16 protein-coding genes are annotated in these 17,145 nt (G+C 69.2%); 6 read left to right on the forward strand and 10 right to left on the reverse strand.

Annotated features, from left to right (window positions below):
• Positions 1 to 38: 38 nt before the first annotated feature.
• Complete coding sequence (locus ASD66_RS06825) at positions 39 to 413, reverse strand: VOC family protein (RefSeq protein WP_056890382.1); 375 nt, start codon at positions 411 to 413, stop codon at positions 39 to 41.
• A 29-nt stretch (positions 414 to 442) separates the two neighbouring features.
• Here ASD66_RS06825 and ASD66_RS06830 point away from each other — a divergent pair, with 29 nt between their 5' ends.
• Positions 443 to 1,192: an SDR family oxidoreductase gene (locus tag ASD66_RS06830; RefSeq protein WP_056890383.1), complete on the forward strand. Its 750-nt coding sequence runs from the start codon at positions 443 to 445 to the stop codon at positions 1,190 to 1,192.
• 219 nt (positions 1,193 to 1,411) lie between these two features.
• Entirely contained in the window at positions 1,412 to 2,428 is a 1,017-nt protein-coding gene (locus ASD66_RS06835) for a hypothetical protein (RefSeq protein WP_156388558.1), read from the forward strand.
• A 100-nt stretch (positions 2,429 to 2,528) separates the two neighbouring features.
• On the opposite strand, the gene ASD66_RS06840 is transcribed toward ASD66_RS06835, so the two are convergent.
• The 5 genes from ASD66_RS06840 to ASD66_RS06860 form a co-directional block, all read right to left on the reverse strand.
• Positions 2,529 to 4,583 carry an acyltransferase family protein gene (locus ASD66_RS06840; protein WP_056890385.1) on the reverse strand — a complete coding sequence of 685 codons (2,055 nt, stop codon included), beginning with the start codon at positions 4,581 to 4,583 and terminating at the stop codon, positions 2,529 to 2,531.
• Between the two features lie 65 nt (positions 4,584 to 4,648).
• On the reverse strand, positions 4,649 to 5,332 hold the full coding sequence (locus tag ASD66_RS06845; protein WP_056679560.1) for a histidine phosphatase family protein: 684 nt from the start codon (positions 5,330 to 5,332) through the stop codon (positions 4,649 to 4,651).
• Positions 5,332 to 6,414, reverse strand: coding sequence for a phosphotransferase family protein (locus tag ASD66_RS06850; RefSeq protein ID WP_056679557.1), 1,083 nt, complete (start codon positions 6,412 to 6,414; stop codon positions 5,332 to 5,334). Before ASD66_RS06850 ends, ASD66_RS06845 begins: the two co-directional genes overlap by 1 nt.
• Position 6,415: 1 nt before the next feature.
• Positions 6,416 to 7,279, reverse strand: a complete 864-nt coding sequence (locus ASD66_RS06855) for an SDR family NAD(P)-dependent oxidoreductase (protein WP_056679554.1) — start codon at positions 7,277 to 7,279, stop codon at positions 6,416 to 6,418.
• Entirely contained in the window at positions 7,276 to 8,523 is a 1,248-nt protein-coding gene (locus ASD66_RS06860) for an acyl-CoA dehydrogenase family protein (protein ID WP_056679551.1), read from the reverse strand. Before ASD66_RS06860 ends, ASD66_RS06855 begins: the two co-directional genes overlap by 4 nt.
• Before the next feature lie 35 nt (positions 8,524 to 8,558).
• Between ASD66_RS06860 and ASD66_RS06865 the strand changes: the two genes are divergently transcribed.
• Positions 8,559 to 9,122, forward strand: coding sequence for a hypothetical protein (locus ASD66_RS06865; RefSeq protein WP_056679548.1), 564 nt, complete (start codon positions 8,559 to 8,561; stop codon positions 9,120 to 9,122).
• 63 nt (positions 9,123 to 9,185) lie between these two features.
• On the opposite strand, the gene ASD66_RS06870 is transcribed toward ASD66_RS06865, so the two are convergent.
• Entirely contained in the window at positions 9,186 to 11,384 is a 2,199-nt protein-coding gene (locus tag ASD66_RS06870) for a 3-hydroxyacyl-CoA dehydrogenase NAD-binding domain-containing protein (RefSeq protein WP_056679545.1), read from the reverse strand.
• A 31-nt stretch (positions 11,385 to 11,415) separates the two neighbouring features.
• Complete coding sequence (locus ASD66_RS06875) at positions 11,416 to 12,627, reverse strand: acetyl-CoA C-acetyltransferase (protein ID WP_056679539.1); 1,212 nt, start codon at positions 12,625 to 12,627, stop codon at positions 11,416 to 11,418.
• 139 nt (positions 12,628 to 12,766) lie between these two features.
• Here ASD66_RS06875 and ASD66_RS06880 point away from each other — a divergent pair, with 139 nt between their 5' ends.
• Positions 12,767 to 13,492 carry a MerR family transcriptional regulator gene (locus tag ASD66_RS06880; protein ID WP_056679537.1) on the forward strand — a complete coding sequence of 242 codons (726 nt, stop codon included), beginning with the start codon at positions 12,767 to 12,769 and terminating at the stop codon, positions 13,490 to 13,492.
• A gap of 4 nt (positions 13,493 to 13,496) precedes the next feature.
• Here the strand turns inward: ASD66_RS06880 and ASD66_RS06885 are convergent, their stop codons facing one another.
• Positions 13,497 to 14,636, reverse strand: a complete 1,140-nt coding sequence (locus ASD66_RS06885) for a luciferase family protein (RefSeq protein WP_056679534.1) — start codon at positions 14,634 to 14,636, stop codon at positions 13,497 to 13,499.
• A 145-nt stretch (positions 14,637 to 14,781) separates the two neighbouring features.
• Between ASD66_RS06885 and ASD66_RS06890 the strand changes: the two genes are divergently transcribed.
• Entirely contained in the window at positions 14,782 to 15,624 is an 843-nt protein-coding gene (locus ASD66_RS06890; RefSeq protein WP_056679527.1) for a prephenate dehydratase, read from the forward strand.
• Between the two features lie 10 nt (positions 15,625 to 15,634).
• Positions 15,635 to 16,468: a phosphotransferase family protein gene (locus tag ASD66_RS06895; RefSeq protein ID WP_056890386.1), complete on the forward strand. Its 834-nt coding sequence runs from the start codon at positions 15,635 to 15,637 to the stop codon at positions 16,466 to 16,468.
• Positions 16,469 to 16,539: 71 nt separating this feature from the next.
• On the opposite strand, the gene ASD66_RS25175 is transcribed toward ASD66_RS06895, so the two are convergent.
• On the reverse strand, positions 16,540 to 16,869 hold a 330-nt coding region (locus tag ASD66_RS25175; RefSeq protein ID WP_268788513.1), incomplete at its 5' end, for an acyl-CoA dehydrogenase family protein.
• Between the last annotated feature and the right edge of the window lie 276 nt (positions 16,870 to 17,145).

A 17,145-nucleotide genomic window follows, 5' to 3' on the forward strand; every position in this document is an offset into this window, starting at 1 on the left:
TCGACACTGCCCTCTGCACAGTCACGCCGGGGTCGAACTCAGGCTGACTGCCAGAGCCCCATGATGTTGCCCTCGACGTCCTTGAAGTAGGCCGCGAAGCCCATCTCGCCGACGGCCTGCTTGCCCAGCACCGTGCTGCCGCCGAGGGACTCGATCTTGGCCAGCGACGCCTCGATGTCGGGCACGTCGATGACCACGACCGGGCCCTCGGTCGGGCTCTCGCGGCGCATCATGCCGCCGTTGATGAAGCCCGGCTCGATGGGTCCGGTCTCGCCGGACGGCCCGGTGGTCGCCATCGTGTAGGACATCTCCGGGATGTCGAGCAGCTCCCAGCCGAATGCCTCCGCGTAGAAGGCCCGCGCCCGGTCGCCCTCGCCGTACGGAATCTCGAAATGCACCACGCGTCCGCTCATGTCTTCAGACAGTACGCGACACTCGAAGCATGACGAAGACGATTCTGATCACCGGTGCCAGCTCCGGACTGGGCGCCGAGATGGCCCGCCAGTTCGGCCACCTCGGCTACGACCTCGCCCTGTGCGCCCGGCGCCTCGAGAAGCTGGAAGAGCTGCGCGCAGACATCATCGCGAAGCACCCGGACCGCCGGGTCGAGATCCGCCAGCTCGACGTGACGGACGACGACCAGGTCTTCGAGGTCTTCCGTGGGTTCGCCGCCGACTTCGGCACCATCGACCGCATCGTGATCAACGCCGGCCTCGGGAAGGGCGCACCCCTCGGCACCGGCCGGTACGCCGCCAACCGCGAGACGGCGATGACCAACTTCGTGGCCGCGCTGGCGCAGTCCGAGGCGGCGATGGAGATCTTCCGCGCCCAGGACGCCGGGCACTTCGTGATGATCTCGTCGATGTCCGCGATGCGCGGCATGCCCAAGGCGATGACGACGTACGCCGCCACGAAGGCCGGGGTGGCCCATCTTGCCGAGGGCCTCCGCACCGAGCTGCACGGCAGGCCGATCAAGGTGTCGGTGATCTACCCCGGGTTCATCGCCTCGGAGATGAACGAGAAGGCCGAGCACAAGAGCCCCCTCCAGGTCTCCACCGAGAAGGGCGTGAAGGCGATCGTGCACGCCATCGAGAAGGAGAAGGACTCCGCCTGCGTGCCGCCGCTGCCGTGGGCCCCGATGAGCGTGGTCATGAAGCACGCACCCCTGCCGGTGCTCAAGCGGATGATCTGACCTGGGTCAGCGCCGTGTCTGCACGAAATCGCTGCTGACGGCACGGAAGGCGACCGTTTCGTGCAGAACCATCCGGCTGTCCCGAAACGTCGGCGCTCACCGTCGTCCTTCCTGCTCGGGGCCTGTGGATGAGCACCACACGCCGGCCGGCAAAGCCGTCAGGCTTGCCGGATGAGCGCGCACAGGTGGAGTGTCCGATGCAGCCCGCCGCGGGGTTTGGTGGCACCCGTCCCGGTCGATCCGCAAGGACTGACCGGCCCCACCCCCGGCGCCGCCCGTGGTCCCAGGTGGCGGGTCACCTCTCATGGCCTCTACGTCCCGGCCAACACCCCTACCGGCGTGCCCGAGCAGCGCATCATCGAACAGTCTGCACGCCTGCCACCCGGCGGTGCCGCCACCGGCTGGGCGGCCTGCCGACTTCACGGCGCGAACTTCCTCGACGGCTTGGGCGCCGACGGCCTGGCGGAGGTTCCGGTCCCACTGGCCATCGGCCCGACCGGGAACATCCGCGACGACGCGAGGGTCACGATCAGCCGTGAACGCCTCACTCCTGATGAAGTCACCCGCGTGGTCGGCATTCCGGTGACACGGGCCGAGCGGGCCGTGTTCGACGCCGTGCGCCTGGCGCGGACTGATCGGGATGCGGTGGCCGTCCTCGACACCTGTGTCGCGGCCGGCATCACCTCGATCGAGCGCGTGTCGACGTACGTCGACAGGCATCCCGGCTGGAAGCGCATCGCCAGGGCCCGGTTCGCGTGTCTTCACGCCAGGGAGCGCGCCAAATCTCTGGCAGAGACGGCGCTGCGCCTGATCGCCGAACTCGACGCCGGCCTGCCCCGCCTCCACGTCAACTGCCCCGTCCACGATCGATCCGGCCGCCTGCTGGGGTTGGCCGACCTGCTCGACGAGGAAGCCGGCCTGGTCATCGAGTTCGACGGCGCCGACCACCGATCTCGGCGGCAGCACACTCGCGACACCAGGCGCGACGAGGACATGCGCGGCGTGGAACTCGAGGTGACCCGCGTGACCGGGACCGACCTTCGAGACACCGGGCTGGTGGTCGGCCGGCTGCAGCGGGCACGCTCACGCGCAAGGTTCCTGCCACCTGGACAACGCCGCTGGGAGGCCCGCCCCGTGCCTGACTGTGCCGAGGCCGAGCTGCGCAGAGCGGAGGTGCTCGCGGAGGTCAACGCCGAAATGCGCGCCGCGCAGCCATGGACCCAGAGACCGGGATGAGCTCCCCTGCTCCGAGTCTGCACGAAATCGCTCTCCGTCCACCTGTGACCGACGATTTCGTGCAGAAAGCCACGACCCGCAGTCGGCACGGGACCCCGGGTCAGCGCTGGGGGAACCGCAGGCCGACCATCTTGGCGAACCGCGGGGAGATGATCTTGGTCCAGCTCAGCGACAGGTGCGCCTTGTCTCGGAAGGTCACGACGTCCCCGACGACCAAGGGGCAGCGCCCGTCGACGCAGATCAGGTCGGTGGTCGGCACGTAGTCGGCGGTGGTGCCCTCGAGGGCGTCGCGGGTGAGCGCGTTGGAGGTGATCTCGAGGCTCTTGGCCGGAGCCGTGCACGACTCCATCGTCGCGTCGACGTCGGTCACGCAGTCCTGCGGCTCCCAGGGGATCTTCGGGATGTCGCCGAGCACCTTGATGTTCGGCGTGATCGAGGAGAGGTCCTCGACTGTCTCGCGGACCCCCGACTCCCAGTCCTCCTCGGGCGTCGAGCTGTCCATGAACAACATGCCGCGGTGTGCCAGCACGATCCCGTCGGGCTGGATCTGCTCGATCTGGCCACGCGCCCAGTCCCGGAACTCGGGGCAGCTCGGGAACGCCTCACCCTTGTTGGACTGGGGCACGTCGTACGGCGCGCAGCCGACCTTGATCAACGGGATGACCTTGAAGCCCTGCTTCCTGCCCATCGCGTCGAGTGCGGGCATCCACATGCCTGCGTGCGAGTCGCCGTACATCACGACTGTCTTGTCGGCGTCGAGGTCGCCGGCCGGGCAGAGCTTGGTGGTCGGGTCGTCGAAGCTGGCGTAGCAGGGGAACGGCTCCTGCCAGATGTCGCGGCCGAGCAAGTCCCCGTTGACCAGCTCGGGCGGCAGCGGGGCGCCGTCGTCGGCGAGCTTGAGCGAGTGCCGCAGCGCCTTGGTGATGTTGCGCGGCTTCGCCTCCTGGAGCGCCTCGGGGTGCTCCTGGTAGTAGCGCTGGGCCGCTTCGCGGCTCTTGGCCAGCTCGCCCTCGCTGTACTGGTTGGAGGCCATCGCGGTGCCGGCGACCAGGGCCAGCGAGACCGGCCACAGCACCAGCGACCAGCGGCCCCGCACCATGCGCACCTTGCCGTGCTGGAACGGCTGCTCGACGAAGAAGTAGCTGAGCTCCGAGAGCACGAGGGTGAGCACGAGCAGGACGGCCGTGCCGGCGATGCCCTCGGGCACGTGCTTGTCGCCGATGATCAGCACCGGCCAGTGCCACAGGTAGATCGAGTAGGACAGGTCGCCGATGTGGCGCAGCGGCTGCAGCCCGAGGAGCCTGCTCGGGCCGACCTCCTTGCCGGTGCCGGCGGCCAGCAGGGCCGCCGTGCCGAGCACCGGGACGAGGGCCAGCCAGCCGGGGAACGGGGTGGTGTCGGTGAACGCCAGCGAGGCGACCAGCACGAGCCCCAGGCCGACCACGAAGAGCGTCACCCGGTGTCCGTCGCGCAGCCGGTTCAGCACGGGCGTGAGTACGGCGACCAGGGCGCCGGTGGCGAGCTCGAACGCGCGGGCCACGGACGAGAAGTAGGCGTCGACCGGCGCCTGGTTGGTCTGCCAGACCGACCAGACCAGCGACACCAGCCAGATCAGTGCGAGCACCACGAAGATGGTGCGGCGCGAGCTGCGCAGGAACACCAGCAGCATCAGCAGCAGCGGCCAGACCAGGTAGAACTGCTCCTCGACCGCCAGTGACCAGTAGTGCTGCATCGGGGACGGGTCCTGGCTGGCGAAGTAGTCCGTGCCGATGTCGGCGAAGTGGAAGTTGGCCAGGAAGACCGCCGACCAGAGGGCGTCGTCGACGACCACCTTGAGACGGGTCAGCGGCTCGGTCAGGGCGGTGAAGACGGTGATCGCGACCAGCACGATCGTGGCGGCCGGCAGGATCCGTCGGGCCCGGCGGGCATAGAACCCGGGGATGCTGATCCGGCCCGATCGTTCGGACTCCTTGACCAGCAGGCCGGTGATCAGGAAGCCGGAGAGGACGAAGAATACGTCGACCCCGACGAACCCGCCGTCGAAGAACGGGAAGTGGCTGTGGGCCAGCACCACGAGGCCGACGGCGATGGCCCGGAGTCCCTGGATGTCGGCACGCTTCGCGTGGGCCTTCGTCTTCTCCCCGTCGCCTGACACCCGCCTTTTATACCCGACGAGGCCCGGCCCAACCGATTCAGCGAGGCCGACCCAGGGCCACGGTTTCAGCGATAGGTGAGCCCGTCACCCTCCAGGTGACAGTGCTCGTTGAACGAGACCAGGGTCGCGCCCCGGCCACCGACCACCACCTTGGTCACCGAGGAGTTCACCACCACCTTGTTCAGCTGGCCCCAGATGCCGGCATACGACGAGGCGGGAAGATCGGGCGCCGCCGCGGCGAGCAGGCCGGAAGCCGCGAGGGAGACGGGACCGCCGGAGGTGAAGACCACGGCGGTGCCCCCGGATCCGATCCGGTCGATGGTGCGCAGCAGGGCCTCGTCGACCCGGGCGGCGAAGGCCGGGAAGGACTCCTTGTACTCCGCGTCGAACTCGCCGGAGGTCCAGCGTGCGGTCGCGATCTCGAACCACGCCTGGAACTCGGCCCGGGTGGGCTCACGATCACCGGACGGGCTCGGCTCCGAGGCCAGCAAGCCGAGGTGGTCGAACTCGTTCCAGTCGGCGTCCTCGAAGGTCTCGACGGAGCCCCAACCGGCCGCCTCGATGGCCGCCTCGGCAGTCTCCCGGTGCCGGCGCATGTCACCGTGCACGACCAGGTCGGGCGTCGGGACACGCCGGCCGAGCTCGAGGCCGAGCAGCCGCGACTGCTCCCAGCCCAGGGGTGAGAGCACGTCGTAGTTCTCGGTGCCCCACGAGGCCTGTCCGTGGCGCACCAGCAACAACTGACCCATCAGGCCATGACCTCCTGGCAACGGTGCTCGAGATATCTGGCCGCGTCGCCGAAGACGGCATAGGCCTCATTGGTGGTCTGGCCGTGGAAGTAGCGGTAGTAGATCTGCTGGGCGATCACTGCGAGCCGGAACAGCCCGAACACCTCGTAGAAGCGCCACCGTTCGGGCGTCATGTCGATGCCCGTCTGCGCGCAGTAGTGCTCGACCAGCTCGGCGCGGGTCCACATGCCCGGGGCCGTGGTGGGCTGGCGGCGGAACATCTGGAAGAAGTCGTCGTCGCCGGCCTCCACCCAGTACGCCGTCGCGCCGCCGAGGTCCATCAGCGGGTCGCCGAGGGTGGCCATCTCCCAGTCGAGCATGCCGATCACCTTGAGCGGGTCGTCGGCGTCGAGCACGAGGTTGTCGAACCGGAAGTCGTTGTGGATCACGCAGGTGCCGACGTCGGCGGGCTGGTGTTCGTCGAGCCAGGCCATCACGGCCTCGAAGTCGCCGACGTCTTCAGTGCGGGCTGCCCGGAACCGCGTTGACCAGCCGCTCACCTGTCGTGCGACGTACCCCTCGCCCTTGCCGAAGGCGGCGAGGTCGGGGCGGGTGGCGTCGACCCGGTGCAGGTCGATGAGGACGTCAACCGCGTTCCGGCACAACGTGGCGACCTGGTCGGGCGCCAGCGTCAGGTCGTCGGGGAAGTCCTGCCGCAGGATCGTCCCGTCGAGCCTGTCCATCACGTAGAAGTCGGAGCCGAGCACGGACTCGTCGTCACATAAGCCGACCATCGCCGGCACCAGCGGGAACACGGGCGCGAGCGCCGACTGGATCCGGAACTCGCGGCCCATGTCGTGGGCGCCGGCCGCCTTGCGACCGACCGGGGGCCGCCGCAGGATCAGGTCACGGTCGGGGTAGCGCAACAGGTAGGTGAGGTTGGAGGCACCACCCGGGAACTGGCGCACCTCGGGGTCGGCGGCAACGGTCTCGCGGAACCCGTCTGCGGCATGGGCGCGCAACCAGGCGGAGACGGCTGCCACGTCGAAGGAGTCCTCGTCACGAACGGGTCGGGCCGGATTGCCCGCGTCGCTGTCGGTCACGTCATCCCATCTGGTCGAGTCGGGCGGCCTGCTTGCGCATGACGGCGTCGTACGCCGCGCGGTCATTCTGCTTCAGGTCCACCGCACCTCGGGCCGCTTTGTCCGGAATGATGACATCTTCTCCGCGATCCATCCCCTCGAGCACGGCCCGCGCGATGTCATCGGCGGTGAACGGCGAGTTCTCCACGAGCTGTGACATCACCGCGCCGAGCGCGGTGTCGGCGCCCTGCAGGCCGTCCATCAGGTTGGTCCGGAAGTAGGACGGGCACACGACCGAGCAGCGCACGTCGTACGCCGCGAGCTCGTGCCCGGTGGTCTCGCTGAGCGCCACCACGGCCGCCTTGACCGCGTTGTACGACGCCATCCCGGCCGGGTGGACCAGGCCCGCGAGGGAGGCGACGTTGACGATGTGGCCCGAGCGCTGGGCCTTGAACATCGGCACGAACGTGCGCGTGCCACGCACGACACCGAAGAGGTTGATGCGGGTGATCCACTCCCACTCGTCCATCGTGGCGACGTCGAGACGGCCACCACCCGCGACGCCTGCATTGTTGACCAGCACGTCGAGCCCGCCCCACTCGCGCTCGACCCACGCCAGCGCGGCAGCCCAGTCGTCGTCCGACGTGATGTCGAGCTTCAACTCCGCTGGTCGAGTAGGGCGCTCCACCCCCTCCGCTGGTCGAGGAAGGCGCTCCACCCCCTCCGCTGGTCGAGTAAGGCGCTCTGCGCCTGTATCGAGACCCCGCACGTCGAGATCCGTCGCCAGCACCCGGTCCCCCCGGGCGGAAAACGCCGAGACGAGCGCGGCGCCGAGCCCCGAAGCAGCCCCGGTGACCAGCACCCGCCGGCCCGGTCCGGCGCTCATGCGTACTTGCCCAGCTCGAGGCGGGCCACCATGCCGCGGTGCACTTCATCGGGCCCGTCGGCCAGGCGCAGCGAACGGGCCGAGGTCCAGGCCGCGGCCAGCATGAAGTCGTCCGAGAGACCGGCACCGCCGTGGATCTGCATGGCGAAGTCGATGACCTGCTGCGCCATGTTGGGCGCGGCCACCTTGATCTGACTGACCTCCGAGAGCGCGTTGAGCGGGCCGCCCTGGTCGAGCTTCCACGCCGCGTCGAGCACCAGCAGCCGGGTCTGGTCGATGGCGATGCGGGCATCGGCGATGCGCTCGCGGTTGCCGCCCAGGTTGGCGATCGGCTTGCCGAACGCGGTCCTCGCCAGACCCCGTCGGCAGGCGGCTTCGAGGCACGCCTCGGCCAGGCCGATCAGGCGCATGCAGTGGTGCACCCGGCCAGGGCCGAGCCGGCCCTGCGCGATGCCGAAGGCCTCCCCCGACCCGGAGATGATGTTCCCGACCGGCACGCGCACGTCGGTGAACGACACCTCGCCATGACCCAGCGGCTCGTCCTGGATGCCCATCGTGGAGAGCATCCGCTCGACCTTCACGCCTGGGGTGTCACGGGGCACGAGCACCATCGTGTGCCGGTGGTGGCGGTCCGCGTCGGGGTCGGTCAGCCCCATGAACACGATGATCTTGCACTCGGGGTTGCCGATGCCGGTGGTGAACCACTTGGTGCCGTTGATGACGACCTCGTCGCCGTCGACGATCGCGGTGGCCTCCATGTTGGTCGCGTCGGAGGACGCGACTCCGGGCTCGGTCATGCCGAACGCGCTGCGGATCTGACCGTCGAGCAACGGCTCGAGCCACTGCTCACGCTGCTCGCCGGTGCCGTAGCGCAGCAGCACCTCCATGTTCCCGGTGTCGGGCGCATTGCAGTTGAAGACGAGCGGCGCGATCGCGGAGCGCCCGGTCAGCTCCGCGATCGGGGCGTAGTCGACGTTGGTCAGCCCTTCGCCGCCGTCAGTGCCGAAGCGGGCGGCGTACTCCCCCGCGTGCTCCTTGGGCAGGAAGAGGTTCCACAGACCTTGCGCGCGGGCCTTGCCCTGCAGCTCCTTGAGCACGGGCAGCGGCGTCCACGGGTCGCCGGTGCGTCGCAGGTCGGCGAGCTCTCGGTGGTAGTCGCCCTCGATCGGCGTGATCTCGTCACGCATGAACGCGGCCACTCGCGCGGTCAGGTCGGCGGCACGGGGCGTCGGTGAGAAGTCCATGCCGGGAAGGTACCGCGACTGCCATCATGTCCACTATGCGCTCACGTCTCGCGGTCGGCAGGTTCGCCGCCGTACTCCTGCTCGGCCCCGTCCTGATGGGCGTGGCCGGGTGTGGCGGCGACGACCCGACCACCCTCGACAAGGACGAGGAGAAGGCGGCCCGGGCGTTGGCGATCGAGTTCCAGGGCAGGAACCCCACCGACTTCGCCCGCGACGCCGGCATCTGCCTCGGCAAGCGCATGGTCAGCGACCTCGGCACCGCCAAGCTCATCAAGGGCGGTCTGCTGAAGCGGAACCTCACCGTCAACACCGCCCAGGGCGGCCTGACCGACCGCGAGGTCGCCCGTGGGTACGCCGACGCGGTGATCGCCTGCCGCGACGTCCGTGGCGAGATCGAGAGCCGCCGCGACCGCTACCCGAAGGCGACCGACAAGGACATCACTGCGTACGTCGACTGCGTCGAGGCGATCGACGACGACGTGCTGCGCAACGCGATCGTGGCAGCGGCCCTGAAGAGCGACGACTCCACGGTCGCCACCGACTACCTCAAGCAGACCCGCGCCTGCGCCAAGAAGCTGGGCCCACCCAAGGCCCGCTGATGCACGACGGCCCGCCGACCTCGAGGGTCAGCGGGCCGTCGTCAAGCGGGTCTACCAGTCGGGTCAGGCGGGGAAGGACTCGCCCTTCGCCACCATGTCCTTGAGGTACTGCGTCGGCGCGAACTTGTCGCCGTACGCCGCGGCCAGCTCCTCGGCACGCTTGACGAACGCGGACAGGCCGATCTCGCCGTCCGCGCCCTGGTAGCCGGTCATGAACTGGGCGGCACCGCCGGTGTTGGCCGGGAAGCCGATGCCCATGATCGAGCCGATGTTGGCGGCGGCCGCCGAGGTGATGACGTTCTCCTCGAAGGTCTTCGCGGTCTCGAGGGCCTCGATGAAGAGCATCCGGTCCTTGATGTCCTGGAGCGGGATCTGCTCCTCGGCCACCGGGAACGTCTCGGCGAGACCGGACCAGAGGCCCTGGCGCTTGCCGTCGACGTACTCGTAGAAGCCGGCACCCTTGAGGCGCGAGGGACGACCGGCCTCGATCATCGTGTTGATGACGGCACCGGCGGGGTCCGGGCCCGGGTCGATGCCGGCCTTCTCGGCGGCCTCGACGTTCGCCTTGCGGATCTTGACCATCAGCTCCATGTTGAGCTCGTCGCTGATCTGCAGCGGGCCGACCGGGAAGCCGGCCTGCGTGGCGGCGCGCTCCAGCGAGACCGGGTGCACGCCCTCGCCGAGCATGGCCAGGCCCTCGTTGATCTGGGTGCCGATGACGCGCGAGGTGTAGAAACCACGGCTGTCGTTGACCACGATCGGGGTCTTCTTGATCTGCTGCACGACGTCGTAGGCCTTGGCCAGGGCCTCGTCGGAGGTCTCCTTGCCGCGGATGATCTCGACGAGCGGCATCTTGTCGACGGGGCTGAAGAAGTGCAGCCCGATGAAGTCGGCGGGCCGGCTGATGCCCTCGGCCAGCTCAGTGATCGGCAGGGTCGAGGTGTTCGAGCACAGCAGCGCGTCGGGGTTGACGTGCTCGATGATCTCGCCGAACACCTTGGCCTTGAGCGACGGGTCCTCGAAGACGGCCTCGATGACCAGGTCGCAGCCCTTGAGCGCGGCCGGGTCGGCGGTGGCGGTGATGCGACCGAGCAGCTCGGCCTTCTTCTCCTCCGTGGACTTGCCGCGCGCGATCGCCTTGTCGAGCAGCTTCTCGGAGTAGGCCTTGCCCTTCGCGGCGTTCTCGTCGGAGACGTCCTTGAGCACGACCTCCATGCCGGCACGGGCACAGGAGTAGGCGATGCCGGCGCCCATCATGCCGGCACCGAGCACGCCGACCTTGGTGGCCTTGAAGCGCTCGAAGCCGTCGGGGCGCAGCGAACCGGAGTTGATCGCCTGCAGGTCGAAGAAGAAGGCCTGGATCATGTTCTTCGAGCCCTGGTTGACGATCAGGTTCGTCAGGTAGCGGGACTCGATGCGCGACGCGGTCTCGAAGTCGACCTGCGCGCCCTCGACGGCCGCGGAGAGGATCGCCTTCTGGGCCGGGTAGTCGGCACCCTTGAGCTGCTTGCGCAGCAGCGCCGGGAAGGCCGGGAGGAACGCGGCCAGCTTCGGGTTGGACGGCGTACCGCCGGGCATCTTGTAGCCGGCACGGTCCCACGGGTTCGAGGCGGCGTCGGCGTTTTCCTTGTTGTCCAGGATCCACGCCCTGGCCGCGGGGAGCAGGTCGTCCTGGGTGGCGACGACCTCGTCGACCAGGCCCTTCTCCTTCGCGGCGGCCGGGCTGAACTGCGGGCCCTGGAGCAGCACGTCCATCAGGCCGGACTGGATGCCGAGCATGCGGACGACGCGGGTGACGCCGCCGCCGCCGGGCAGCAGGCCGAGCGAGGCCTCGGGCAGCCCGATCTTGTAGGAGCCGTCGACGGCGATGCGGTGGTTGGCGGCCAGGCAGATCTCGAGGCCACCGCCGAGCGCGGCGCCGTTGATGGCGGCGACGACGGGGCGGGGGTAGGTCTCGAGCTTGCGCAAACCGGCCTTGATCTCCTCGGCGGCGGCGAAGATCTCGGCCGCGTCGTCCTTGGTGGTCTTGACCATGTTCTTCAGGTTGCCACCGGCGAAGAAGGTCTTCTTCGCCGAGGCGATCACGACGCCGGTGACGTCGTCGACCTCGGCGTACAGGCGCTCGACGGCCGCGGCCATGGAGTCCTTGTAGAGGTCGTTCATCGTGTTGGCGCCCGCGGTCGGGTCGTCCAGGGTGAGCGTGACGATGCCGTCTGAGTCGCGCTCGTAGCGCACGGCGCTCTGGGTCTGGGTGTCAGTCATTTCAGGTCCTGTTCCGGAAGTCGTGGCGAGGTCAGACGAGTTCGACGATGGTGGCGATGCCCATGCCGCCGCCGACGCAGAGCGTGGCGAGGCCGCGCTTCTTGTCGCGGCGCTCGAGCTCGTCGATCAGGGTGCCGAGGATCATCGCGCCGGTCGCACCGAGCGGGTGGCCCATCGCGATCGCGCCACCGTTGACGTTGGTGATGTCGTGGCTGATGCCCATGTCGCGCATGAAGCGCATGGCGACCGCGGCGAACGCCTCGTTGATCTCGAAGAGGTCGATGTCCTTCGCCTCGAGGCCGGCCTTGGCCAGGGCCTTGCGGGCGGCGGGGGCCGGACCGGTGAGCATGATCGTCGGGTCTGCGCCCGAGACGGCGGCGGAGATGATGCGGGCCCGCGGCGTGAGTCCGAGGTCCTTGCCGACCTGCTCGGTGCCGATCGCGATCAGCGAGGCGCCGTCGACGATGCCGGAGCTGTTGCCGGCGTGGTGGACGTGGTTGATCTTCTCGACCCAGTGGTACTTCTCGAGCGCGACGTCGTCGAAGCCGGCGTCCGCACCGATGCTGGCGAAGCTCGGCTTGAGGCCCGACAGGCTCTCGACCGTGGTGCCGGGGCGGATGAACTCGTCCTTCTCGAGGACGGTCAGGCCGTTGATGTCCTTGACCGGGATGACCGCACCGTCGAAGTAGCCGTTGGCCTGGGCCTTGGCCGCACGGGCCTGAGACTCGGCGGCGAACGCGTCGACGTCCTCGCGGTTCCAGCCCTCGAGGGTGGCGATCAGGTCGGCGCCGATGCCCTGAGGCACGAAGCCGGTGGCGAGTGCGGTGGACGGGTCCATCGCCCAGGCGCCGCCGTCGGAGCCCATCGGCACCCGGCTCATCGCCTCGACGCCGCCGGCCAGGATCAGGTCTTCGAAACCGCCGCGCACGCGGGAGGCAGCCTGGTTCACGGCCTCGAGGCCCGACGCGCAGAAGCGGTTGAGCTGTACGCCGGCCACGGTGTCGGGCAGACCGGCCTTGAGCGCGGCGGTCTTGGCGATGTCGCCGCCCTGGTCACCGATCGGCGAGACCACGCCGAGCACGACGTCGTCGATGCGGTTGGGGTCCAGGTTGGGGTTGCGCTCCTGGACCTCCTTGAGCAGCCCGGCAGCGAGGTCGACCGGCTTCACCTCGTGGAGTGAGCCGTTCGCCTTGCCCTTGCCGCGCGGCGTACGAATGTGGTCGTACACGAATGCTTCAGCCATGACCGTCCCTGATTCCTGTGATGTCTGATGGTGTGCGCGGCGAGTCAGCCACCGCACTCCTTGATTGTGACACTATTACTGTCATGGTGGTCAAGGAAGACCACTGTGATCCGGATCATGGGCAACAGGACGGTGTCGAATGGACGAGTCGGTCGATTCCCTCAAGGAGTTGATGACGCTCGACGAGCTGTGCAAGCGCATCGGCATGAGCGTGCGCAACGTGCGCTTCTACACGACCCGCGGGCTCGTTCCGTCGCCGATCCGTCGCGGCCGTTCGGGCTACTACACCGCCGACCACGTGGCGCGTCTCGAGCTGGTCTCCGAGCTCCAGGCCCACGGCTTCACGCTCGCCGCGATCGAGAAGTACGTCGCCAAGATCCCCGACGACGCACCGCCGGCCACGGTCAGCCTGCATCGCGCTCTGCTCGCGCCATGGATGGCCGAGCATCCCGAGCGAGTCACGATGGCCGAGCTCGAGGAGCATGCCGGGCGCGCGTTGTCCGCGGACGACCTCGAGGGCCTGGGTGCGCTCGGCGTCCTCACGTCCGTCGGCAAGGGGCGCTACGACGTGGCACTTGCGCACCTCGACGCGGGGTTGCGGCTGATTCGCTTCGGCTACCCCTCCGAAACCGCCTCCGCCATGGGGGACATCTACGCCCGGCACGCCCAGGCGGTCGCGGCCGACATGCTCGAGCACTTCCGCACCGTGCTCTGGCCGGCGTACCGCAAGTCGGGTGCGAGCGACGAGGACCTGACCGAGGCCGTGGAGCTGCTCAAGCCGCTCTCCATCGCCGCGCTCGTGTCGGCGTACGAACGCGCGGTCAACGAGCAGATGCGCGAGGAGATCGCGCGCCGGACCGAATAGTCGGTCAGCCGAGCGCGTAGCGGCGCGAGGCCTCGACGATGCCGGCGACGACCTCGACCTCGGCCTCGGTGCGCGGCCCGTAGACCAGCACGAACCCGGGCGACTTGCGGGTGCCGGCATGCATGTGCGGCTGGGCCCAGCCCTGGGCGATCGCGTCGGCGGCGAGGTCGGCCGGCAGGGTCAGGTGCAGGGACGTGTCGTAGAGCGGGTGCAGGTGCGCGAACTCGTTGTCCTCGGCGACCACGAAGGCCTCGGCCGGTCCGGCGGCGTCGGCCAGGAAGAAGGCGCGCGAACCGGGTACGGCGACCTGGGACTCGCCGACGCTGACACCCTCGGCCCGCGTGATCCGGTCGAACAGTGCCGTCTGGAGCTCGTGCGGCGACTGGTCGGAGAACTGCTGCTGCGGGTAGGCCCAGCTCACCAGCGGGCGCGCGCCGACCCGCGCCGGAAGGCCCTCGGGCAGGGTCGGCCAGGACACGGTCTCCGCCCGGCCCACGAGTGCCGCGCCGACGGTCTCGAGGTGGTGCAGGCGGCGCGACAGCCAGTCAGCCAGCTCGGCGACGGTCTCGTGGGAGATCACGTGGCCGCCGGGGTCGCGGCGGGCCAGGGTGGCCGAGCCGGAGTCGCCGGTCAGGTAGTCCCACGTGCGCCGGGTCAGGTCGGCGGGAATCACGAAGTCCTGCTCACCGTGCACGAGGAAGACCGGCAGGCCGGCCAGGTGTGCGACGTCGACCGGCAGGCCGGCATCCCACGGCAGCGTGCCGTTGAGCACAGCCACGCCGGCGAAGCGCGCGGGGTCGCTGAGCACGAGGCCGCCGGCGAAGGCCGCGCCACCGCTGAAGCCGATCGGGATCACCGGGCGTCCGGCGGGAGCAACCTCGTCGAGCCACTTGCGGAACCAGGCGATGGTCTCGGCCAGCGACTCCTCGACGGGCCGCCCGATGCCACGGTTCTCGAACCAGGCGTAGCCGCCGCCCTCGGTGATCGGGGCACGCACCGCGGCGTACGCCGGGCCTTCGGGCAGCTGCTCGGAGAGCGCGAGGATCGACGACTCGTCGGCTCCGCGGCCGTGCAACAGCACCACGAGGGGGGCGGTGACGTCGGTGGATCCGGCAACGGTGACGACGGGTGCCTCAAAGCTCATCTGGTGATTCCTCGTTCTCTGCGCGACGACGATCCGGACGTCCGGACCCGGGGGTCAGGTTACGCGGCCCTGACGCTGCCGCCACGAGAGGTGCACAGGGTGAACGCCCAGGCGCTCACCCGGGCGGGGCTGCGAAGATGCTTGCGTGACTGCGAAGAAGATCGCCTACCAGGGCGAGCCCGGCGCCAACTCCGACATCGCCGTACGCGACGTCTTCCCTGACGGCGACCCCCTGCCCTGCGCGTCTTTCGAGGACGCCTTCGACGCCGTCCAGCAGGGTGCCGCCGACCTGGCGATGATCCCGATCGACAACTCCAGCAACGGCCGGGTGGCCGACATCCACCACGCGCTCCCGGACTCGGGGCTGCACATCGTCGGCGAGTACTTCCTGCCGATCCACTTCCAGCTCCTCGCCGTTCCCGGCGCCACCCGCGAGTCGATCAAGACCGTGCACAGCCACATCCACGCACTCGGTCAGTGCCGCCGGATCATCCACGAGCTCGGCGTGAAGCCGGTGATGGCCGGTGACACGGCCGGGTCCGCACGCGAGGTGGCCGAGAGCGGCGACCCGACCCGCGCGTCCCTGGCCACGGCTCTCGCCGGCGAGATCTACGGCCTCGAGACGCTGGCCACCGACGTCGAGGACGAGGAGCACAACACCACCCGCTTCGTGGTGCTCGGGCGCGAGTACGTCGTACCCCCGGTTTCGGACGAGCTGACCGTGACCACCTTCGTCTTCCGGGTCCGCAACCTGCCTGCGGCGCTCTACAAGGCGCTCGGTGGGTTCGCCACGAACGGGGTGAACATGACCAAGCTCGAGTCCTACATGGTCGACGGCGAGTTCAGCGCCACCGTCTTCCTGGCCGACGTCGAGGGGCACCCCGAGCAGCCGGCACTGGCGCGGGCCTTGGAGGAGCTGGAGTTCTTCACCAACGAGATCCGCATCCTCGGGGTCTACCCCGCGCACCCGTTCCGGGCCCAGCGGTAGGTCATCGGCCGTGCTCGAGGCTGCGTTGGCGTGGGCGGCCGACGCGTTGGGGTGCCCTCTGGCTCGCGCCGAGCCGCTCGCCGGCGGGATGACGTCGACCATGCTGGCCCTGACCGACTCGTCCGGTCGTGAGTCGGTCCTGCGCCTCATGACCGAGGAGCCGTGGCGGACGCACGGCAGCGACCTCACCCTGCGTGAGCGCGCGGCCCAGGTCGCCCTCGCCTCGAGCGCCGTACCGGCCCCGACGAGCATCGCGGTGGGGTCCGCTGCCGGAGTCGCGGCTCACCTGATGACGCGCGTTCCGGGCACACCGACGACTCGCGTCGATGCTGCCGCGGTGGACGCCATGGCGTCGATGCTGGCGACGATCCACGACCTCCGGCCGGCCGAGCCGTTCCGCGACTTCCAGTCGTGGGCGTGGGAGGCGAAGTGGGTGGTCCCACCGTGGACACGGCACCCCGACTCGTGGCGCCGAGCCTTCGACCTGCTGACCGCCGGTTCACCGCCGTTCGAGCCGACGTTCCTCCACCGGGACTTCAGTCACCGCAACCTGCTCTGGACCGACGGCTCGATCTCGGGCGTCGTCGACTGGGTGGAGACCTCGACCGGTCCGGCCTGGCTCGACGCGGCCCATGCCGCGACCAACCTGGCCATGGCCTTCGGGCCCTCCCCTGCCCGTGGGTTCATGAAGGCGTACGCCGGACTGACCGGCCGCACTCCGGACACCCACTGGCTGGTGATGGACGCTGTCGGATTCCTCCCACCGCCCGGGCGGGAGCCGATGTTCGGCTCCGCGACCGAGCTGGCCAGGCTCGACGCGTTGCTCGACGAAGTCGTGCGCTGAGGGTGTCCCCCTCACCGGCACAGGGGCCCGACGAGTCGACACCAGGCGTCCGTCACGCTCAAGGGGAAGGCTCAGCGGTAGGCCGACTCGCCGGTGACGGCCTGGCCGATGATCAACTGGTGCACCTCACTGGTGCCCTCATAGGTCAACACCGACTCCAGGTTGTTCGCGTGCCGCATCAACGGATACTCCAACGTGATCCCCGCAGCACCCAGGATCGTGCGGCACTCCCGAGCAATCTTGATCGCCTCACGCGTGCTGTTCAACTTCCCCAACGACACCTGCCGATGATCCAGCTTGCCTTCGTCCTTGAGCCGGCCCAGGTGGATGGCGAGGAGCATCCCCTTGCCCAGCTCCACCGTCATGTCCGCCAGCTTCGCCTGCGTCAACTGGAACCCCGCNGGTCTCCAGACAGTCCCGCGCCGCCCCCAACGCCCCGAACACGATCCCGAACCGCGCCTCGTTCAGACACGACAACGGACCCGACAGACCCACCACACCCGGCAGCACCGCATCCGCAGGCAACCGCACCTGATCCAGCACCAACTCACTGGTCACCGAGGCCCGCAACGACATCTTCGCCTTGATCTCCGGCGCCGAGAACCCCGGGGTGTCCGTCGGCACCACGAAACCCCGCACACCCTCCTCGGTCTGCGCCCACACCACCGCCACATCGG

The organism is Nocardioides sp. Root151, from assembly GCF_001427925.1.
Lineage (GTDB): Bacteria > Actinomycetota > Actinomycetes > Propionibacteriales > Nocardioidaceae > Nocardioides.